We start from the raw sequence: 21,243 nt of genomic DNA, 5'->3' as shown, positions 1-21,243 counted from the left end.
GTCGGGAGTAACTTCGCTTTGGGGATTAGTTGTGGGATTTTGGGCGATCGCTTCCTCATTACTATCCAAGCAAAAGCGATGTGTAGTTTGTAATGACAACCCTTTGCAGAGATGGCTTTGAGTTAATAATATAGAAGCTTGGGCATTTTCCAGCATGAAACTGAGACGCTCTGCTGGATAATTAAGATCAAGAGGAAGATAAGCACCACCTGCTTTTAGGATAGCTAGTACAGCAATAATGAGTTCTAAAGAACGTTCTAAACACAAACCAACGAGAATATCGGGTTGCACCCCTAATACTTGCAAATGATGAGCAAGTCGGTTAGCACGTTGATTTAGTTCTTGATAAGAAACACACTCACCTTCAAATTCTATTGCAATACTACTGGGTGAACACAGTGCTTGGGCTTCAAATAACTGATGAATTAGTAATGTTTTACTAAAATTACTATCAGGGGTTTCACATGAGAAATATACTTGAAACTCTGTAGAGTTTATAATCGTCATGTTTTGATTTTCCAAGTATTTAAGCGTTAATAATTCAAGGCACGAATAAATTATTTAACTAATTTTTTAACCATGAAATAATAGTGAAGTATTAATTAAACGGAGCCTTTTAAAATTTATTTTAGCTTAGAATAATATAAGCTTTTACGGTGACGCGTATAAAATAATGATGTTCGTTGTTCAAGCTGATTTTCACAAAATCTTCTTGTATGAGTTCCCATAGTTTTTCTTATCCGTTATTTGCATTTTGTGCTTCTTCATCTGTCAAAGAGCGGATTAATTCTCGGCCGTTTCACAGCCCATTTCTTATTCATAAATTAAATAATCTCTGTTTGAAACTACTTCTATAATATCAATCAGATAAAATGTTATTACAATGTTAAAAATAATGATATTAATTTCAAGAAGCTGTGAAGTAAACGCTACTAACTTTAAAACTATAATGAAGAGGTTAAATATATTTAAGAGTATAAATTTTAGATGAATTAAAAGTATAAATTATGAACATAATATAAATAAAAAATTCTAATTCATACTTATATAAATAGCCATTTGTAAATAAACTAATCGTAAATATAGATATCACAATGTTCATGCTGCTTGTGCAAATGATTTAGTAAAGCCAAATATACTGAACAGCCAATGATACCATTATTGATAATTAACAAATACCTTTAAAACTGATTCTATATCAACATCCTAATCTCTATTCTGAATGTCGATAATTGTTTGATAAGTCAAATCTAAGTGAATTCTGTTGTGCTTAGAGAATAACAGAAACTTTCCATTATAAGAATTATACAGATTGAAATTGGTATAAATTTTGGCAATGATATCAGTAGATATAAACAAATGTCAGCACAGAAACTAGCGAGTTATCCCCCCTCAACGGTAATTGCAAGTATTGATGCTGTGACATTCAATTGATCACAGTAAGTATTTTAGGTGAAGTTACTGTTAAGACCTAACTTTTAATCTAAAGTTTAGTTAATTTAAATTTGTTAAAAAGTATACAAAAATATTTTGTAAACTTAACAACTTATTTTTAAGGCAGTGTTAGCATTTTGTAATTAGAAGAATAAAAGATTACATAAATCTTGATTTTTGCGAATTTAGTAGTTAGTAAATATTCGATTTACTAACTACTAAATTGTTTCTCGTCCTATCTAAAACTAAAATCATGATACCCAAAAAAATTGCTTATGTTGCAGCTGTTTTTGCATCTATAACTATTGCAGTTATAACTAAAATACCTACAGCAAATGCAGCAAGTTTAAGTGTAGCTAATGCAGGTTTTGAAGAACCAATAATAAAAGAAGGAGATTTTACTATTAATGTGTTACCTGGCTGGACATTATATGATCCATCTAACCTGACATCTACCAGTATAGGTGGTGGTGAGCCAATTTATGGTGCATACAATCCCACACCAGACTTTTATGTTAACGAAGCTCCAGAAGGTAATAATGTTGGATATGTTTACCTCACTTATCCGTCTGGAAGTGGTGCTGTGGGAATATCACAAACACTTACCAGTGTGTTGACAGCTAATACGAAATATACCTTACAGGTTGAAATTGGTAATATTCCACCTGTGGGTGGTTTCATCAGTCTAGGTGGTTTCCCTGGCTATGCTATTCAATTATTAGCTGGAGGAAATTTACTTACTCAAGATTTTAATAACCTGAGCGTAACAGAAGGAGCTTTTGTTACCTCTAGTATCTCGTATATTGCTTCAGCCAATGACTCAAACTTAGGAAAATCATTGGAAATCCGATTGCTGAATCTTTTACAGAGTGATGGTATAGAAGTTAATTTCGATAATGTGAAATTAGACGCAATTCAAGTTCCAGAACCTGCATCGATTTTGGGTATAACATTAGGATTTGTAGGTGCAAGTTTAGCTTCAAAAAAAGAAAGATGACTAGACAATAAGGAGTATTACACCAATGTGATACTCCTTACATTTATTATTTGCATATCCGAGATTTGAGGTGCGTTGTAGACGTTAGCCATAACGCACCTTAATGGGCTACCACTCAATCACTGTTTCATTTGCCGGGAAGACAAGCAGAGGTTTTTTTGGAGTCGCTGCTCACTATCATGGGGGTTGAGCTAGAAGTACCTGACCACTCCACGCTGTCTCGTCGTTTAAGCAAATTGTCGGTGGAGTTGCTAGTCATTAGGCGATCGCTCATCCACAATTTCTATCACTCTGAGGAAAGAAATATGATACACTCAGGAAAATTTGAAAAATTTTTCATATCAATAATCATTCAAGTCATAGCAAGGGTGAATGATGAACTCTAAAAATGTATCATCTTCAGACTTTTGCGCTCGTCAACTCAAAGCTTTAGCAGATACGACACGTTTATCTGTAGTCTTCACATTAGGCTTGTCCGAAATATTAACGTAGGGAAAGAAAAATGGTAAAACGTTGAATTGAGTGTCTACCATTTTTCGCAATTAGTTATGGTTTTTGATTATATCCAAAAGTATCCACTACGAACAAAACAGATGTTAGGGATTAGTTACGAACAATTGCAATCACTGCTAAATTGCGCCTTAAAACGACACCAAGACATCAAAGTTAAACAGGAGAGTCATAAAGTTAGAATTAATGCGGCTGGTGGCGGTCGTCCCGAAAAGTTATCAACCGAAGAACAAGTATGTTTATGTTTATTCTATTTAAGACAGATGCCAACATTTCAAGTATTAGGAATGTTATTTGGTGTTTCCAAAACGGAAGCTAATGATACATTTCACGACTGGATACCAATTTTTCGTGAATATATTACCTGCTAGTTTATTAGAACAAGTCTCAAATAATGAGAGCGATTTACTATTTGTTCAAGAAGTTATAACAAATTTTAGGCTATTAGTCGATAGCCTAGAACAGCCAATATATAGGGATTCTGACCAAAAAGAGCAACATAAATATTTTTCTGGAAAGAAGAGACAACATACTTTAAAAAATCTCATGATTGGGATACCAGAAGGTAAGGATATTGTAGAGGTGAAAGTAGGTATTCCTGGGGCAACAGCAGATATAAAATTGTTTCGTCAATCTCAAATTAAATTTGATAAATCTCAACCCTTTTCAGGTGATAAAGGCTTTCAATGAGGCGAAAATATCACTACTCCTCATAAAAGGAAACCAAAACGAGAATTAACTCAACAGCAAAAAAATGAAAACAAAGCTTTGTCCAGTAATCGGATATTTATTGAGCATTTAATCCGTCTGCTCAAAATATTTCGGATCGTCTCACAGAGATTTCGGTTAAATCTTAAGACTTACGAGCAGATTATTTTAACAGTTTGTGGATTGGTCAGGTTGAGAATTGGTAGCTTAATTCTGCCAACTTAGCTACTACGAATAGTCAGAAATTTTTTAAAAATAGGAGTTAATTTTTATGTCTCTAAACTAACAGTAATTATCTCAAAGCCTGATCGCTACGTTTTTACGCAAATATCAAAGTTTTGCCTCAAAGCTTTGAACAGTCTGGCTTTGGAGTTTTCGGACAAGTCTATTCTTTTTGGCTTTAGCTTCGTATCAACTTAATCCTCTTTTGTCACTTTTAGAGAATGCAATAGCCCAAAGGGTTACGAGGCCTTGATTCCCACATTTTGCATATAAATTTTAGTTTAGCTTGACTGTTTCGAGTACTTGATGCAACTTATATTTAGCAGTATTTTGTCACATCCTCCCCACATTCATCTACTAAATATGATAAACACTTAAAACGCAGACCAACTACTTGTTCATAAAGAGGATTTAACTTACACAAAGGTGGAATGCGAAAAAGCGCCCGACCTAAAATTGTCACAGTTCTTTCAAAAGGACAATGAGAGGGAATGATTTTGCACAAGATTCTGGCAAGTTTATAATCATGTATTTCTACGACCTCAAGCTGATATCGGATCTGGTTTAATAAGTTGTTATTCAATTGAGCCTTATTTGATAAGTTCATAAATTCGATCTCCTTGAATCAATCTGTTGCTACTTTAGAATTACAACTATCTCCAGAGAAAAACATCGTATAAATACGAAACTATTTTTTCGATTTTTGAAAATTCATTTTCAACACAGTAAAATTGCTGAGGACTCAGACAAGTACAAAGTCAGAATCACCCAGTCTGATTACGCGGTTGGGCTTGCTGGAAGCAGAGCAGTTAGCCGAGATTCAAAACGAGCGATCGCCCAAGCGTTACTCTCGTCCAACGGTAGCTAGGTGCTTTAGTGGTACTCTTGGTAAGCAGAACAATGACTGCACTTAAACAATCCAGGTAGATGGTTGAGTTACGAATGTTGTTGTTTCAAAGGCAAAATAATCATAAATTCAGTTTTTTGATTAAGTGTGGAATTAACCTTAATCGCTCCACCATGCTTTTCGACTATAATTTGATGGGCGATCGTTAATCCCAGCTCAGTACCTTTACCAACTGCTTTCGTGGTGAATAAAGACTCAAAGATCCGTTGTCTCACCTCGTCTGTCATGCCAATGCCATTATCTGAAATCCGAATCATGACATATAGCAATCCGATTTGATTCCTGAACTTACTCGTAGAGGATTGTACAAAATTGTGTAATGCTTATGAGCCAAATCACTATTTAGTGTCGTCTTGTAGCTTCTGAGCCAACACGTGAGGAACTATTGGTTGCAAATATTCAAAGTCAGTCTGCTAAAAAATAAGACTTTACCAACCCGCAAACAATGGCTCGAAAAGTCTTTCTTTAATAAACAATCTCTCTTCAGTTGTTTGCGGAGCCAAGATTATTCAAAAGCCGCTCCCGAATAGCCATAAGTTGCTCTTGAGTGCTAACTGGGCTTCGTGGCGCTGGCAGTTCGGTATTAGGCCAGTTGGGTAAATTATTACAGGGGCATAATAAGGCTGGCATCCCAACATTCCGCATCGGTATTGGCATAGAACAACGACTGCAAGGAGACATTCCCCATTCCGATGTCAGCAGTTCAGCAATAGTTTCGTGGGTTCCCTCTAAGTGGCAGTCACCTGTTTGTGACGAGAGAATTTTTTGCCAGCACTCTTCAAATTCATCACTATAGCGATCGCCTTTTAGCACTGGCTGTGGCAGTAATTTTGCCGTACCATTGCCCGTTACTACTTTCTTACCCAACTGAAACCAGTAGGCAAGATATCGTCTCACTTCTTGTTCGGTTGCCATACCACAATTTTAGAGTTTAAATTTGAAATTTTGGAAGTTGAATCTTAAACAAACAATTAAGAATACTCACCGTATGAACAACATCCATGGGTGATTTTGTATCACTTAAGATTCTCCCATGTCTCTATCTCTAATGAACCTACCTTAGGTGGCAATGGTGAACCTAAATCGCTAAGATTCAGGACATGACCGCCAGTGACTAAATAAACAGCTTGACAAATTCCTCCTAACTGTCGCACTACAGAACCAAGGCGATCGCGAAACTTTCGACCGCTAGGATAAGCTGGCACCACACCCCAACCAACTTCTTCTGCTACAAATAGCATATCAGCAGCAACCAACTGCACAGTATCTAATAATTCTGTTAGAGTGTTTTCCCATGTGATTTCGTCTTGATCCAGAAGATTAGCTACCCAAGTACCCAAAGAATCAATCAAAAGGCAAGTGTTTGGCTTCGCATCAGCAAGAGTAGCAGACACTTCTACAGGTACGCAAAGGGTTACCCAGTCTTGGGGACGGCGTTTTTGGTGTTCTTGAATGCGTTTGTGCCATTCTTGATCGGCTGGATCTTCAGCAGCTGTTGCTATGTAAAAAACTGCTTTTTTGGACTGCATTGCCAGAGTTTCTGCCCATTCACTTTTACCAGATCTGGCTGGGCCCGTGACTAATATGACTTTACCCAAAGCTTTTTCCTTAGTATCTTTAATTGATTGGGGTTGTAATATCTCAGCAGAATTTTTCCTGTTAGGGATGAGATTGTTGGTTCAAATATCTTTTAAGAGATAAAATTAGCACCAGCATTATTAATGCCACAATTGGCAAAGTCAAAAATCCCAACAACCCCATTTTGAATTATTCAACACTACTGGGGATAGCAAATTTTAGGATATCTTTTATGAAAGCAGGCTTGAAACGTATTGAGGCAACTCTACACGATTTAGGAAAGGGCACTGCCGACCCTGCCGAAGCAGGTGATCCACCAAAGCAGTCTTTCTCTTTTAGAATCAGTATTGGAACAAGCGAATCTACAGCAGGTGATGAAACTCCATTGCCAAAGCAATCAAATATACAAGGGCAGACAATCGATATAAGTACAGGCTCCCAGAGTAACTTTTCTAACGAAGAAGACTTATTGCGCCATCATCAATCTGTGCAAACTTTTCCGACACAAGACAGCGATGCCAAAACGCCTAGCCTACCGAAATTCAAAACTCCTAGTTTTAGTAGCCATCGCCACGCAGCTAATCCAGGATTAGCAATAAATCTGTTACAAGAAATTCAGGAGACTGTCGCTGGTTGGCAGAACGAACTACAAAAAATTCTTCAACAAATTCAAGATATTTACTTAGAAGGCCCGATTGTCAATGGCTGGTTAGAATCCAATTCCCAAGATACAGAACAGGCAGGAACAGCAACATTGCGCCATGCCGAAGTTGACCGCCTCATGGACTATGTAGAAGAAATTTGTGCTGCTGGTGGGAAAGTATCCTATCAATTCCCACGTAGTGGTTACCGTCTTTGCGGTGTGGATGCTTCAGGTAAAGTCTGGTCACGTCCCTGTCCGCCTGAGCAAGTTCCCGCTGTTAGTATGGCGATCGCTCGTTACCAAAAACTACGTCAACTTTTGGGTCGCAAGCAACATTTAGAAACCCGCCTCAGTCAACTAGCTGAAACTCTAGTAATTTTACACAGTCATATCCAACAAACTTGAAGTTCTCAGGATTTTTTCCGAAGAAACGCGGTTGGTTGGTCTGGAATTTTTGGTATAGATTAGCAGGCAGTAGGTAACCGTTGGATGTTGTCATTAGTCAATGATCAGTAGTCAGTAGGAAAAAAACAACTTAAAACTGACTACTCATGCCAATTTTGGATTTTGCAGTAAGTTGAGCCAGTCGCTTGCAGGGGTTTCCTCGTTGTGTGTACTGGCGTGACAAGACAAATTGGGAATTTTGGATTAAAAATGTTTTAATCAAGATTTTCCAGGAATTGCAATTGATACTACTTATCTAATTTGGTATTACATCTGACAGCTGACCCTTCGGGTACTCTGGGAGAACCCCTACGGGGAACGTCAGTTGCTCATGGGGAGCCACTGCGCCCTTGCGGGTTTCCCGCGTTGTAGCAAGTGGCGTGGAAACCCCCTGCGTACCCGTCACTAGCTCACAACTGACAACTGACTAATCACAAAATCCACAATCAATCCTATGCCAGACATTCAAATCTCTGCCATTATTTGTACTCACAATCGAGATACCTATTTAGGTGCAGCGATTGATAGTCTTTTGGCGCAGGATTTTGCGGCTGAGTTTGAAGTTGTGGTAGTAGATAACGGGTCAAGTGATCGCACCCATGAAGTTGTACAACAAAGAATTTCTCATCCTCGACTAAAGTATATCTTTGAACCAGTCATTGGTTTATCTGTTGCTCGTAACACTGGTGCAAAAATAGCTAGGGGCAAAATTCTTGCTTATTTAGATGACGATGCAGTTGCAAGTAATCGTTGGCTACAAGTTTTATTTTCTGCTTATCAAAGTAATTCTCAACTAGCGATCGCAGGTGGCAAAGTCACTTTGTTATGGCCTGAAGGTATGCAACAACCACGATGGCTATCTCCTGGATTAGCTAGTAATTTGGGAGCATACGACTTGGGCGATCGCATCGTCTATATCGATCAGCCTGGTTTAACCCCCAGAGGCTTGAACTATTCTATACGCCGCAGCTTCCTTGAAGAAATTGGCGGTTTCGATCCTCATCTGGGTCGAGTCGGCAAAAACTTATTATCTAATGAAGAACTGCAAATGACAGAATTTGCCCTGCAACGGGGTTGGCAAGTCGCTTATCTTCCTGAAGCGCTAGTTGCTCACAATGTTGCCCCAGAACGTCTCAAACGTTCCTGGTTTTTAAACCGAGGCTGGTGGCAGGGTATTAGTGAGTGCTATAGAGAACAACTTGCTGGTAAAGCTGGTATCAGCCAGTTGCAACGAGGTGGTGAGCGATTTTTGCGGGGCTTGTATAAGGCATTGCAATACTTTTCTGATCCGGCAGAACGCTTTGATAACCTTGTGTATGCCTATGGCCAGATTGCTTATTTAAATACTGCTATTCAAGGTCTTTTATCTATATCTAGTAAGAAATAATAAATCATAATTAATACCTTTTATGTTAAATAAAATACCCGTTTCCGTATTGATTCCAGCAAAAAATGAACAAGCAAATTTACCAGCCTGCCTCGCTAGTTTGCAACTAGCTGATGAAGTATTCGTGGTAGATTCTCAAAGCAGTGATAATAGTGTTGCCATTGCTAAAAGTTATGGCGCAAATGTCGTACAATTTAAATTCAATGGTAGCTGGCCGAAAAAGAAAAATTGGTCTTTAGATAACCTAGCTTTTCGTAATGAATGGGTGCTTATAGTCGATTGTGATGAGCGCATTACTCCTGAATTGTGGACGGAGATTGCCCAAGTAATTAAAAATGATGAATATACAGGTTACTATCTCAATCGCCGTGTATTTTTCTTAGGTAAATGGATTCGCCACGGTGGGAAATACCCCGATTGGAATCTGCGTTTATTTAAGCATACAAAAGGTCGCTACGAAAACCTAAATACTGAAGATATTCCCAATACTGGTGATAATGAAGTTCACGAACACGTGATTTTACAAGGTAAAGTTGGGTATCTCAAAAATGATATGCTTCACGAAGATTTCCGCGATTTGTACCACTGGTTAGAAAGGCACAATCGCTATTCTAATTGGGAAGCACGAGTTTATTTCAATTTACTGACAAATCAAGATGATAGCGGCACAATTGGTGCAAATCTATTTGGCGATGCAGTACAACGCAAACGCTTTTTGAAAAAAGTGTGGGTACGCTTGCCCTTTAAACCTTTGTTACGGTTTGTTTTGTTCTATATAATTCAACTTGGTTTTTTAGATGGTAAAGCTGGGTATGCTTATGCCCGTCTGCTAAGTCAATATGAATATCAAATTGGAGTCAAACTGTACGAGTTACGCAACTGTGGCGGTAAGCTTAATACTGCAACTTCCAAGCCTGTAGCATCTTCTTTGGCTCAAGAAGTAATTAATTAAAAATAAAGAATCTAATTTTGGAATTTTGCATTTGGAATTTGAGCAAAGCAACTAAATAATGACTAATTTAAATTTAATATTGGATGCAGAACCTTTTGTAGACTTACGCAAGTATGACCAATCCTGGTTTGATCGGGGGCGTCCGAGTTGGTATATTTTGTTATGGTGGTTGGTGCAGGCGATCGCCTTTCCTCTAACTCCACAACCGTTAAATAATTTGCGTTGCGCCTTGCTGCGGTTGTTTGGCGCTCATATTGGTAAAGGTGTATTTATTCGACCTACGGCCCGCTTCACCTATCCTTGGAAAGTTACTATTGGCGACTACAGCTGGATTGGAGATAATGTAGTTTTATATAGTCTGGATGAGATTCATATTGGTCATCACTGCGTAATTTCCCAGAAAAGTTATCTATGTACTGGCAGCCACGATATCCATGATCCTGCTTTTGGTTTGAAAACAGCGAGTATCACTATTGATAATGGAGTATGGGTGGCAGCAGATTGTTTTGTCGGGCCAGGAGTGCAAATCGGCGCTAATGCTGTGATTGGCGCTCGTAGTAGTGTTTTTACAGATATGCCTTCTAGCCAGGTGTGCTTAGGAACGCCCTGCCGTCCCCAATATCCGAGGTAAGGGAGATACAGATCAAGCGAAGAGTTTTGCTTTGATTTTGGGGACAAGTCCAACTTTAATCACCCCAAAGTTTTCACCGGAGGTTGGCGGCAGAGGAATTAGGTTTCCTTAAAATAATTGATTGTGTAGCCACTTCACCCAAACCGATACTCGTCAGCAAACTTCTCCACTCTGTTTGAAGTGCGACATTTTGAGGATTTTTTTGCCGCAGTTGAGCCAGTATAGTCAGTGCGTCGTGCCATATACCATTTTGAGCATAGATGGCAGCCTGCTGTTGAGGCTGTGCCGTTTGTAACTGCTGAACAGTTGCTTGGCTTAGAGAAACTCGCTGTATGACTCCTTCAACATAAATGGGGGGTGATTGTTTTTCTTGATCGCAGTAGATGTTAAAAAACCAGCGATATCGTTTGTTCAGTGCCAAAGGGGAAACTGTGGTAGGCAGAGAAATACCAATGACTCCAGGCCGATCCGGTAAGGCGATCGCTTTTTGGTAAATGGGGTTTGAATCTTCATTTTGCAGTACAAATTCAGCCGGATAAGTTGAATTTCGGTAGTCTGGCACATAAAACCACAAGGTTGGGTGTGCTACCGTTGTCAATGCCCAAACATTGGTCAAGGAAGAAGTTTTTTGAGTAAAGGGCACTAGGGCAGTGAGTTCAGGTTTAACTTGTGGACATATACCACGCTTGGCTCCACCAAGGACGCGGCCACCTGGAGGGGGATCTGGTGGAGGTGGGGGAGGATTAAAGTGTATGCCTAGTGGATGCTTAAATGTTACTGGGTTTGGTGTCGCCAGTATTGCAGTCTGGCTAGCCACCAAACTAGTGCCACCAAGAGCTAATGCTAAAAAAAGTTTCATTGATTTTAAAATTGACTTTTTAAATAAGTTCTTAAAAGCAGATTACAGCTATTTTTAGGTAAATAGACCACGCTGTAGGGAACATTGCTGTGTATTTTCCCTGTTTAAGTTGAAATTTTATAGACTCCCTTCGGGGCGCTTCCTTGAAGGTATTTTAAATTTTGAATTGATGTCACACTAACCGTCCCTACTAATGACAAAGCTGACGGCACAAAAGGCACCCAAGCACCTGAGATTAATAAACCAAAGCAGAATATATACAAAACACCAGAGGTTACACCTACTGCCAATGCCAATTTAGAAGGGAAAGTTAACCGCCAAGCAAGCACTCCTCCAACGAAAGACCAGCCCCAAATCCAGATTACTTCAATCCACGGTGACCAAACTCGTAACAACGGACGCCCATCTAAAACAGCACTAAGGATTTGGCTGACCATATGTGCTTGTACTATAACTCCTGGCATTTGCCCTTCTAACTGTTTTCCGTAGGGCGTAGCCCAGTAGTCGGGAAAATCTCCTCTTGCTGATACACCAATCAGAACAATCCGGTCTTTGACTGCGCTAGGATTCAATGGCCCAGATAAAAACTGCGTCAGTGTCACCTGTTCGGCAATTTTTTTTGAGGAGCGGTAATTCAGTAAAATTTGACCGCCATTGGCATCGATACCTTGATAGCCGCTGGCACGAGGCGAAAGACGTTGAAATACAGTACTACCAAGTTGTAAATTCTTTTGTGGAGTAAACTTGGGTTGAATTCCTAAGGGTAGCAGATAGCGGAATGCCAGTTGTGTGCTAAATGCATAGGGGGCAGAACATAGCGATGCCGCTTCTTGGCTCATAAACAAAATCTGCCGACGCACAACTCCATCAGGATCATGAATAAAGTCGCTGAATCCGAGGCGTTCTTTGGAGATTTCTGGTGGCGGTGCAATGCCTCTAGTATTTACTGTTGTATCACTTCCTTTGCAAACCCCGACTAAGTTCTGAGTGCGTTGAAGGCGAGAAATTAACTCTTGCCGTTCGGCAGGAAAATCACGATAGATGTCTAAGCCAATGGTACGGGGTTGATACTGCTCAAGTTTTGTCAGCAGTAGATTGAGAGATTTTTCTGATACAGAAGTTCCTTTTAACGGCTCATTGTTATGGCGTTGAACTGCAAGATCAGCATCGTCAATTGTCACAATTAATAAACGTGGATCAGGCCCCTCTTGAGGGCGCGATCGCATCATCTGGTCAAAGACTTGAACTTCACTACTTTGTAACAGCCCCACAAACCTGACTCCACAGACTAAAGCAGTCATCACCACACTGGAGAATAAAGCTACTTTAAATCTTTGACTGGGAAACAAAGGTGAATTTGATCTGGCTTTTTTATTGGCGCGTGTTAGTTCCTCCCACGTCAGTGGTCGCTGTGCTAGATTTTGACAAATCACTGGTAACCAAGTCGCGCAAGGAAATCGATCTTCAAGTCCTTGCAGGCGTTCTCGTGCTTGCCGTACTGCCTGATATAAAGAATCACCGCCAGCAAAGCTACTGAGAAAATACTTCAAGAATTCCTGAGCTACTTGGTCTGGGACAGGTTCCCGCATGATAATCATCTGCGGGATTTGTAAATCAAAAAGTTCTTGTGCCAGTCCTAACCCATCACAAGAGTTGAAAATTGCTAGTTGTAAGCCGCGTTCTATAGCATGTTTAAGAGCGTACTTTAACTCGTTAATACTAAGGCTTTCGGTTTTATTTAGATAGATTCGCCCGCTACTATCCTTTCCTTGGCTAGAACTGTGTCCAGCGAAAAACAGAATATCCCAGTTTTTCTCCCAAAGATGGTCATTTAATTCTTTACGCTGTGGTTCTACCAGAAAACTGACATCCGCATTTCTACACCGTTGTAGTAAGTTTCGGTCAGCTTGGGTGTCAATTCCCTCGCTATTACCTACAATTGCCAAAATTTTCACCAATTGATTTGGAATGCGTGGCTTGTAAATGCGCTCATAAGTCGGTGATGATAAGGCAATTTCTGCTTTGGGGTAACGTTCTAGCAAATCCCAAAGATGCCAAGGTAGCCGCTGCAATTGGCTATTTTCTGCTTGCAAAATCACCCGAATTTCGTCTGTAGGCATCAGTCTTTCTAGCCATTTCTCCCGCAGGGGGCGAAATCCTTCTGATTGCAGCCAGGTGTTAAAACGTGCCCGCAAAATATGGGCAGTGTTAAGGCAATCTTGTGTCATTGACACATTAGTTATTTGCACCTTTTCAGCATCTAGGCGATAACGATTGCCCAAACGTTGATAGCTAGATTGCCAATGGCTATAGTACAGCAACATTTCAGGGCATGGAGGGAGCTTGCCTGAAATTTCTGTTGCGGGGCGATCGCATTCTTCACCAATCTGGAGGGTAACAGCAAAGCCCTGCTCAAAACTACCGTCTGCAAATTTCAGAACTACTAATTTATCCATGACCGTCGCTACTCTTGTCTACGACATACTGCGTCTAGCTCCTCCGTAGGAGTACGCAGAAGGCTCCATCAAAATTTATCAGATTAGGCTGGAATATTGTCTTTTGAATTGTTAATTTTCCTGTTGAGTTCAATCTTCAATCCCTAATCATTAATTACTGATACAGCAAATAAATAGCTTAATGTTTTAAATCACAAAATGTTCTGTAATACTGTTATCATATAATGCCACTCTAACGCTAAACCGCTCTTTAGTTTCACCTCTAAACTGCAATTGAATATAATTGTCTGCACTTCTGGCTTGAGCTTCCAAGAACACTGATCCTGACTCATCTAGAACTGTTAGTTGTACATCTTGTGGGAGGTGAAATTGATTACCTGTTGGATGCAACTGTAGGCGAATTTGGGTTTTTTGATCAGCTTGGGGGGTGATTTCGATAATCAACATCACGGGTTGGTCGGCGATTTGAATACCCAAATCAATTAATTTTGCCCTTCGAGTGACTGCTTCTTGTTGATTGGGCGGTTGTTCAAAAGTTTCAGGGCTGCGAAATGCATAAGCTTCTTTGAGTCCTTGGAAGTTCCACAAAGCTTCAATAGTTTGCCAACCTGACTCAAATATACCAGTAAACCACTGGCTCAAGTTCACTCGTGTGATAGCTGGAGATTGTCTCAGCTGCCCCAAGTATTCAATGAATGTTTCTGGCGATCGCAATTGACTCAAAGGCAATTCTTCAGCGGCGACATTAGGCACAAAACCCAGTAACCATGCTTCTTGAAGCGATTCATCGATTTGTACTACTACATAACCTATGCGTTCTTCCCAAGTTTCAGGGGGAACAGAACATATCTGCTCACCAACACGTATAGGACGGCACTCTAGATGGCCAAGTGCGGGCATTTCCAAGTCAGCCACATTCGCACAAAGGCGCATCACAGGATTCCAACTGTCACTCGCTGTGAGGTCAGTAGCAATATCCATCATTTGCAAGTAGTCATTCACCACCCAAACAGCTAGAGTATTCAGCCGGACTTGCTCTGCTTTTTGGGCAGTAGGCTGCTCTTCGGCAAACTGTTGAGCTGTTATGCGTGCTGCTTGAGCGATCGGCAATGGCACAGCGAAATTATCTAGTTGATAGGTGTTTTTAGCCATAAATTCAGTACCTAGTCATCAATGCTCCTATATATAGATATCGCCTGCTTTCACTAAATTTATGCCCAATGCCCCTTAAAGCCAATTGCCAATTAAAACGTAAGCAGACCAAAAACCTGGTGCATTGTAATTTGGATGTTGCAACAGTTGTAGTTGGGCATGGCGGAGTGCTTGGGCTTTGGTAAGTTCGCCACGTTTGAGTTCTTGGTAAAAAGCACCGACAAACAAAGCTGTTGATTCATCATCAATTTGCCATAGAGATGCTAAGGTACTGCGTGCCCCTGCTCGTACTGCTACTCCAGCTAAACCTAGTGCGGCACGTTTGTCTCCCACTGCTGTTTGGCAAGCACTTAAAACTAATAATTCCACTGCTTGTGGTTGAGTTTCATCTCGACTACGCAGAAGGCTATCAAATTGCCTAACATTGATCGGGCCATCAGCAGCCAGAATAAAAGTATTATCAGCGCGGGAACTAAACTGACCGTGGGTTGCTAAATGCACCACGTTGAAGGCAACGGTATTTACTTCCTTCTCTAATGCCTTTTGAGTGAATTGCTGATCTAGGAGACTAGTTGTCGATACTCCAGCTTTGGTAATTGAGTTAACTTCAGACTTGATTGCAGGCAAGGGTGTAAAGTTAGGGAACCCTGGTGGCGGTTGAGTTAGCCCAGCGGTTAATGCTTTGATCTGCTGTTGCTCTAGGGCTTTGGGATCGAAAAGTTGCAATTCAACGCTAAGGGCGATCGCGTATTTCTCTACCAAGTACTGTTTGCCATCGTAGAGAGATGCCATTGGTATATTGCGTAATGTCCCATCTAGTACAAACACCAGGGTATCCACCTGACTTGCTTGCAATTGTGACTCAATGGGTTTGATTAACCAGTTATAAACTTGTTGTGATTGGGTTTTAATGGCATTAATAGCAGCAGGATTGACCAGACTTTTTCGTAATTCTCCCAGTTTTTGGTCTACTTCTGCTTGAGGAATTTTAGTAGTGTAATGCTGTAGGCGTTGGTGGGGAATTTTAACAATTACCTCGATTTGTTCGGGGAGAATAATTGGATAAAAAATGGCAGCAGTGGGATTATTTTGGTCTACTATTTTATCCAATGACACGCTCTGACCTTCTAGGCAAGCCTCCCGGAAAAAGTTATCTAATTCTGCCAACTGTAACGCTTCAATTCGCTGGCGTGCTTTATCTAAAGTTTGTTCATCTGGTTTTCCTTGCTGGGATTGTAGCAATAACTCTACAGACTGCCGATAGACAGGTTCAACACTGTCTCGGAAGTTAAATTGCACATCTTGATTAATCGCTACTAAATCACGACGGAGAGATTGGAGAGTGTCTACCGCAGCATCATAAGCGGCGATCGCTCCTTTGATATCTTTTTGCGCCCAAAGCACTCTACCTAACTGCCAATTCAAGCGATAAGTAATTTCTGCTGCATTGGTTGTTTGAGCCAAGAGCAATGCTTGCTGGGTAAGCTTTTGCGCTTCTGACCACTGTTGAGTCTGTTCGTACAAAGCGCCAAGAGTTCCCAATGCATAAGCCTCTGCTTGTTGATCGCCCAAATTCCGGGATTGCTGGATGGCTTTAGCGAGTAATAGTGCTGAGTCCTGAGTCCTGAATTGTGAGTCAGAATTCTGACTCAGAACTTTCGTCAGGCTTTGAGCAAAGTTAATTTGAGCGTAAATAGTAGCACGGCTAGAAGGAAGTTGTTCGAGTTGGGGCTGAATTAATGGTAGTAAAGTTTGCGCTGCTGCCCATTGTTGATTTTCAATGAGTAGGCTGAGATGATTAAGTTGTGCTTGAATTTTTGTCAGGGGTGAAGGGAATATTTGAACTGCTTGTTGATAGTAGGCGATCGCTTGTGGTTTTTGCCGTTGTGTACGGGCGTTGTTTCCCAGACTAAAAAGACTTGCGCCAATATCTGCGCTTGATTGCAAGCGTTGAGCAGTTACAAGACTTTGTTGTAAAACATTATGAGACTTTTCGAGATCGCCCAATACTAAAAGGGTATCTCCGAGCGATCGCAACCCCACTGCTTTTTCTATCGAATCTGGTTGTGATTGTAACTGCTGATGTACTTGTTCTAATATTTCTACAGCACGGCGATAAGAGCCTTGACTTCGCCAAGCCTGTGCTTGGTTGATTAGCGATCGCATTATGCCGCTATGATTTTTTATTTGCCGATAAATCTTTGCTGCTTGCTGCCAAGTTGCTAAAGCTTCCTTTACTTGTCCTGTTGCTAGTTGTAGGCGTCCTTGAATATCAAGAGATTGGGCAAATATTTGTAGACTTTGGCTGTTTTGCTGTCCCTTGAGCAAATTCAAGCTTTCTGTAATTGCCTGCTTTGCTTGTTTCCATGCACCGAGTTGCTGATAACCTAAAGAAAGATTACCCAAAGTTGCAGCTAATCTGATGTTATCTCCTTGATTCTGGTATTCCTTGACAGCTTGCTGCAAAATCTGTATTGCTTGTGCAAAACGTCCAGCATCGTACAGTACTTTTCCCTGTTGTAATAGAGAAGCAGGATCGGCAATAGAGCTAGGCGTAGTAAACTGATTGATTACAAGTTGAGATGAGGTATTGATTGCAGGAACTGTTGCCAGAATCGGTGAACTGAGACTGCACAGCAAAGCCATCAGGAAGCAAAAAAGCAGACGTAAAAAATTAAAATTCTTAGTCTTGAATTTTCGCCTGTTAATTTTGCCAAAATTTGAAACAGAAAATTTAGTAGCTTTAGCCATAGATGAATTGCCAGTCTCTTGTGGGGAAGCCTGCAATCAAATGTACCGGAGATAGCGAGAAATCTAAAGCATTGGGCATTGGGCATTGGGCATTGGACAAGAGATATTTTTATTTGTAACGACACAGCTTAGTGTCATAACGACAATATGACCGCTCCCAATAAAGCTAGTGCGATCGCTCGCATCTTAACTAATGCACATCAGAACTTACGCACTCAGATCCCCCAACCCCTTAAAAAGGGGCAGCCCTGCGCCCTTGCGCGTTCCCCGACTCCCTCAGTGGCGTGGCTTTAGACTTTCCCCCTTTTGAAGGCTACGGTGTACACACATCTGTGTACTAAACCGAAATCATTGTAGATCCGTCATTATCCTCCGATAAATTGGAGGACTTTGAGGGATTTTAGCCCCCCTTGGAAAGGGGGGTTGGGGGGATCAAAAGCCTGTGGGACAACTCTCAAAGACTTGTGTGTACACGGTAGCTTTTTTAAGGGAGGTTAGGGGGGATCAGGGTTTCAGACTTCAGTGCGTAAGTCCTACACATTTAACTTGCATATTTTTAATTTTGGAGAAAAGTCGTGCACCAAAACCATTAGCTTTATTCGCTACTTCGTAGGGTGGGCATTGTCCACCCTACATGATTATTAATCTTTCACAGATTATTTAGGATTGCTATTTATAAGCTTTTACGGTTTCTGAAACTAAGCTAATTTTAGAAATTATTTATTACATAATATACGCCGTAAACCGCACTAAATTATCCTGCCCAAACTGCAATGAATCTCCATTAAGCAGTCGATATTGCACACCAGGATTCAACAGAGTGTTATTTAAATAAATACCATTTGTACTCATGTCAACAATCATGTAGGTATTTTGCGACCAGTCCCAATAGACTCGCGCATGGCGACGAGAAACTATACCTTCGTGAGGAATCCCAGCCAAGTCAATTTCTGGCGCAACTGTCATACTTTGACTGCGGCGACCAATAAAACCTGCTTCCCCAGACCATTGAAATTCTCTTCCTGTAGTATGAATCAGCTTCAAGAGTGGCAGTCTTGGAGGTCGAGGATAATAAACAGGTGGCGTTGGCGGCACATAAGGGACTCGTTGCTGATAGTCTGCTGAATAATTAACAGGGGGCCTGTAATTGGATGGATTTATTACTGGTCGCGGACATTGAATAGGTTGCGGTGGTGGTTGTGGTGAAGCGGGTCTGGTTGGTGTAGGTATAATTACATTATCCAAGGGAGTCGAACACCAAGGGCAAACCTTAGCATTATTTGGCAGGGCGCGGTTAAAATATTCGCAATTTGGATTAGGGCACCGATTTGCAGGCATAGGAATTTATATCATCAGGTATAGGTTGTAAAGGGACAAGACCTACTTTACTAAGTAAACACTGGCCCTGACGAGTAGTTAGTATTTCAGCAAATGTAGAACCGGGTAGCCGACGGTTGTTGTCTTTAGGGTATACCACAAATATAGGGTATCCCAAGGGGTAGCTTTGAAAGCTATTAACATCAAAAAAATACTCATTATGCTGGCATAAGTCATCTGAGGTAGTAATTGGGCGATGCTCACGCCTTTGAAATAGCGGTTGACTAGCTGGCTTATTGCCATCGACTATAGCCAAAGGATAGCCTGTACACTGTCCCCAAGTTTTACTAATAATGCCAAAGCCAATAATGCCACTAGTTCGCTTTTCTAGAATTTCCTTGCGTATTAGGTTTTGGGTTTTTGTTGTATCAAAATTTTCAACTTTGCCTTTAAATAAAGCTATATCTTGAGGGTCATTTTTCAGAACTATTTCTTGAAATTTGCGTATAGCTTCCGGGTCACTTGGAGCAAAAGGCCTAATATCAAGAGAATTTTTAAGTTTAGGATTAATCTGCTGCCAATTGGTAATTTTGCCTGTATAAATTTGACGTAATTGCTCAAGAGTTATTTGCCCTCCCAAAGCATTGACAAGATTTGAATCTTTCTTACTAAATGCTAAAAATACAAGTAAACCATCATAAGCGACCTTTTGTTTATCCAGTTTATCTGTGATGTTATCTACTAAGCTGGTAATTGCAAAGTCTTTTTGATTTGTTCTGTCTTGTATAATTTGAATTGAATTTTGAATATTTGATGAAACAATAGGTTCGTAGTTAAATGTTGTTTTTACTTCTGGCTTTGGTTTAGTTAATAAATCTTCTAAACGATTACCGTCAACTTGTTGCTTTAAAATAAAACTCCATGTACCAGCACTTTCTCCTGTATAGGTGAATTTTCCTGTAGGAAAGTTATTTACTTCAAAAAAATTTCGTACAAGCCCAGACCAAATTATATATTTGTTATTGTCCTCTGGTTGATGATGCTGCCAAAAGTAATGCCAAATTCCCCCTGTAACTAATATTAGAGCGAGTATTCCTAGCAGAATTAATGCTTTGGGAAAATCATTTTCTGTTTCTTCTGGGGTAACTAATTGGCTAAAACTGCTTGCTTGGCATTCTTTAGGCATTTGTAGCAAAGTTTGGCGTGCTACTTCAGCACTTACAAAAGGATTTTCTAGCCGAACTAAGCGAGAAATAAACTGCTTTAAGTAATTATCTGTATTGGGCCAATGTTGATTATCTCTTGGATCAAGAGGCTGATTAAATGAATCATTGCTTTTCCCTACCCATAAATAAAAAGCAACTAATCCTAATGCTTCTAAATCTTGTTCGCGTTTGCAAGGTGCAGGTTGAGCAATATTGGGTGGAATAAATGTGTTTTCCCAAATAGCTAAATCGCAAAAATATATATAAAACTGTTGATTATTTTCTAGTTTAATTAAAATACTATCTAAGCTGAGGTTGCCGTGAGGTAGCCCCTGCTGGATTTGATTTGAGGGAAAACGCAGCTTTTGACTGTGAAGAAACTCTAGAGTTTGTAAAGCTTGATTTAGCACCTCGCGTACTTGAGGTGCTGTCATTGGGCCCTTTTGACTGAGATATTGATGTAAGGTTTGGGATGCTTCTATTTTTTTGATAATTAAATAACAGCGATCGCCTTTTTCATCTGCAATCGCTTCCCAAGTATCGACAAGACGAAAATTTTTGATTCTACTGTCTACTAAAGTTACTCCTCCCACCCGTTTAAAAGCCTCTTTACGCTCAAGTATCTGTTTCTGATTAAAACAGCGATTGGGTAGCAGATATTCTTTAATTATTACAGGCTGTTGGTCTTTGAGTTGAATGCCTGAGTATAAACGTCCATTACCCCGCGCTCCTAAAAAGCTAGTTACTTGATAAGTACCCAAATTGCCTTTAATTTCAGCATTCTGTGGTAAAGTTGCCGGAAAACCACATTCTAAACAAAACTTAGCACCTTTTAGTTCCTGTGCCGTTTGAAAGGGGCGATCGCAATTTAAAGGTGCATTGTATGAGCAAGGATATTCTTGATAAAAATATTCAGAGGAAGGCATAATATATAAGGCAGATGGAAGGTAAGCTTTTTAGTTAATTATGTTTTCTTATTTTGAATTATGAATTTTGAATTATTATTTTGTATTTAAGCTTTCACAAGTCCTAATTTGAGTGCGGCTAATAACCTTCAATTTGTCAAAGATACTTGTAAAATGAGCCTTAA

General features: G+C 40.2%; 20 protein-coding genes and 1 pseudogene. 10 read left to right on the top strand and 11 right to left on the bottom strand.

Annotated features, from left to right (window positions below):
• Positions 1-507: AMP-binding protein (locus tag AC5JL8_RS02870; RefSeq protein ID WP_495878267.1), on the bottom strand; the 507-nt coding region annotated here is incomplete at its 3' end.
• A 1,180-nt stretch (positions 508-1,687) separates the two neighbouring features.
• Here AC5JL8_RS02870 and AC5JL8_RS02865 point away from each other — a divergent pair.
• From AC5JL8_RS02865 to AC5JL8_RS02850, 4 genes and pseudogenes are all read left to right on the top strand, one after another.
• Complete coding sequence (locus AC5JL8_RS02865; RefSeq protein WP_495878266.1) at positions 1,688-2,431, top strand: PEP-CTERM sorting domain-containing protein; 744 nt, start codon at positions 1,688-1,690, stop codon at positions 2,429-2,431.
• 122 nt (positions 2,432-2,553) lie between these two features.
• Positions 2,554-2,817, top strand: a complete 264-nt coding sequence (locus tag AC5JL8_RS02860) for a transposase (RefSeq protein WP_495878406.1) — start codon at positions 2,554-2,556, stop codon at positions 2,815-2,817.
• A 162-nt stretch (positions 2,818-2,979) separates the two neighbouring features.
• Positions 2,980-3,312 carry a helix-turn-helix domain-containing protein gene (locus tag AC5JL8_RS02855; protein WP_495878265.1) on the top strand — a complete coding sequence of 111 codons (333 nt, stop codon included), beginning with the start codon at positions 2,980-2,982 and terminating at the stop codon, positions 3,310-3,312.
• Positions 3,260-3,874: pseudogene (locus AC5JL8_RS02850) on the top strand (HARBI1 family protein). The gene AC5JL8_RS02855 and the pseudogene AC5JL8_RS02850 overlap by 53 nt, the downstream one beginning before the upstream one ends.
• Positions 3,875-4,190: 316 nt before the next feature.
• Here the strand turns inward: AC5JL8_RS02850 and AC5JL8_RS02845 are convergent.
• Positions 4,191-4,478, bottom strand: coding sequence for a Mo-dependent nitrogenase C-terminal domain-containing protein (locus tag AC5JL8_RS02845; protein WP_495878264.1), 288 nt, complete (start codon positions 4,476-4,478; stop codon positions 4,191-4,193).
• A 124-nt stretch (positions 4,479-4,602) separates the two neighbouring features.
• Between AC5JL8_RS02845 and AC5JL8_RS02840 the strand changes: the two genes are divergently transcribed.
• On the top strand, positions 4,603-4,785 hold the full coding sequence (locus tag AC5JL8_RS02840; protein WP_495878263.1) for a hypothetical protein: 183 nt from the start codon (positions 4,603-4,605) through the stop codon (positions 4,783-4,785).
• A gap of 22 nt (positions 4,786-4,807) precedes the next feature.
• On the opposite strand, the gene AC5JL8_RS02835 is transcribed toward AC5JL8_RS02840, so the two are convergent.
• The 3 genes from AC5JL8_RS02835 to cobU form a co-directional block, all read right to left on the bottom strand.
• Positions 4,808-5,035 carry an ATP-binding protein gene (locus AC5JL8_RS02835; RefSeq protein WP_495878262.1) on the bottom strand — a complete coding sequence of 76 codons (228 nt, stop codon included), beginning with the start codon at positions 5,033-5,035 and terminating at the stop codon, positions 4,808-4,810.
• Between the two features lie 226 nt (positions 5,036-5,261).
• Positions 5,262-5,693, bottom strand: a complete 432-nt coding sequence (locus tag AC5JL8_RS02830; protein WP_495878261.1) for a hypothetical protein — start codon at positions 5,691-5,693, stop codon at positions 5,262-5,264.
• 101 nt (positions 5,694-5,794) lie between these two features.
• Positions 5,795-6,376: a bifunctional adenosylcobinamide kinase/adenosylcobinamide-phosphate guanylyltransferase gene (gene cobU / locus AC5JL8_RS02825; RefSeq protein ID WP_495878260.1), complete on the bottom strand. Its 582-nt coding sequence runs from the start codon at positions 6,374-6,376 to the stop codon at positions 5,795-5,797.
• A gap of 212 nt (positions 6,377-6,588) precedes the next feature.
• Between cobU and AC5JL8_RS02820 the strand changes: the two genes are divergently transcribed.
• From AC5JL8_RS02820 to hpsU, 4 genes are all read left to right on the top strand, one after another.
• Positions 6,589-7,404 carry a hypothetical protein gene (locus AC5JL8_RS02820; RefSeq protein WP_495878259.1) on the top strand — a complete coding sequence of 272 codons (816 nt, stop codon included), beginning with the start codon at positions 6,589-6,591 and terminating at the stop codon, positions 7,402-7,404.
• Positions 7,405-7,897: 493 nt separating this feature from the next.
• A complete protein-coding gene (locus tag AC5JL8_RS02815) occupies positions 7,898-8,830 on the top strand; it encodes a glycosyltransferase family 2 protein (protein ID WP_495878258.1) in 933 nt (310 codons plus the stop codon).
• A gap of 22 nt (positions 8,831-8,852) precedes the next feature.
• Positions 8,853-9,782 carry a glycosyltransferase family 2 protein gene (locus AC5JL8_RS02810; RefSeq protein ID WP_495878257.1) on the top strand — a complete coding sequence of 310 codons (930 nt, stop codon included), beginning with the start codon at positions 8,853-8,855 and terminating at the stop codon, positions 9,780-9,782.
• Positions 9,783-9,840: 58 nt separating this feature from the next.
• Positions 9,841-10,413 carry a hormogonium polysaccharide biosynthesis acetyltransferase HpsU gene (gene hpsU / locus AC5JL8_RS02805; protein ID WP_495878256.1) on the top strand — a complete coding sequence of 191 codons (573 nt, stop codon included), beginning with the start codon at positions 9,841-9,843 and terminating at the stop codon, positions 10,411-10,413.
• A 73-nt stretch (positions 10,414-10,486) separates the two neighbouring features.
• Here the strand turns inward: hpsU and AC5JL8_RS02800 are convergent, their stop codons facing one another.
• The 4 genes from AC5JL8_RS02800 to AC5JL8_RS02785 all read right to left on the bottom strand — a co-directional run bounded on the left by AC5JL8_RS02800 (position 10,487) and on the right by AC5JL8_RS02785 (position 17,631).
• Positions 10,487-11,272 (bottom strand): DUF928 domain-containing protein, encoded by a 786-nt coding sequence (locus tag AC5JL8_RS02800; RefSeq protein WP_495878255.1) that lies wholly within the window; start codon positions 11,270-11,272, stop codon positions 10,487-10,489.
• 104 nt (positions 11,273-11,376) lie between these two features.
• A complete protein-coding gene (locus AC5JL8_RS02795) occupies positions 11,377-13,728 on the bottom strand; it encodes a CHASE2 domain-containing protein (RefSeq protein ID WP_495878254.1) in 2,352 nt (783 codons plus the stop codon).
• 186 nt (positions 13,729-13,914) lie between these two features.
• Complete coding sequence (locus AC5JL8_RS02790; RefSeq protein ID WP_495878253.1) at positions 13,915-14,880, bottom strand: DUF1822 family protein; 966 nt, start codon at positions 14,878-14,880, stop codon at positions 13,915-13,917.
• A 75-nt stretch (positions 14,881-14,955) separates the two neighbouring features.
• Positions 14,956-17,631, bottom strand: a complete 2,676-nt coding sequence (locus tag AC5JL8_RS02785) for a CHAT domain-containing protein (protein WP_495878252.1) — start codon at positions 17,629-17,631, stop codon at positions 14,956-14,958.
• Positions 17,632-17,778: 147 nt separating this feature from the next.
• On the opposite strand from AC5JL8_RS02785, the gene AC5JL8_RS02780 reads away from it, so the two are divergent.
• Entirely contained in the window at positions 17,779-17,925 is a 147-nt protein-coding gene (locus tag AC5JL8_RS02780; protein WP_495878251.1) for a hypothetical protein, read from the top strand.
• Between the two features lie 429 nt (positions 17,926-18,354).
• Here the strand turns inward: AC5JL8_RS02780 and AC5JL8_RS02775 are convergent, their stop codons facing one another.
• Both AC5JL8_RS02775 and AC5JL8_RS02770 read right to left on the bottom strand, forming a co-directional pair.
• Positions 18,355-18,969, bottom strand: coding sequence for an FHA domain-containing protein (locus tag AC5JL8_RS02775; RefSeq protein WP_495878250.1), 615 nt, complete (start codon positions 18,967-18,969; stop codon positions 18,355-18,357).
• Positions 18,947-21,079: a substrate-binding domain-containing protein gene (locus tag AC5JL8_RS02770; RefSeq protein WP_495878249.1), complete on the bottom strand. Its 2,133-nt coding sequence runs from the start codon at positions 21,077-21,079 to the stop codon at positions 18,947-18,949. The genes AC5JL8_RS02775 and AC5JL8_RS02770 overlap by 23 nt, the downstream gene beginning before the upstream one ends.
• Between the last annotated feature and the right edge of the window lie 164 nt (positions 21,080-21,243).

Source organism: Mojavia sp., assembly GCF_059505145.1.
This window is presented reverse-complemented; position numbering and strand designations above follow the sequence as displayed.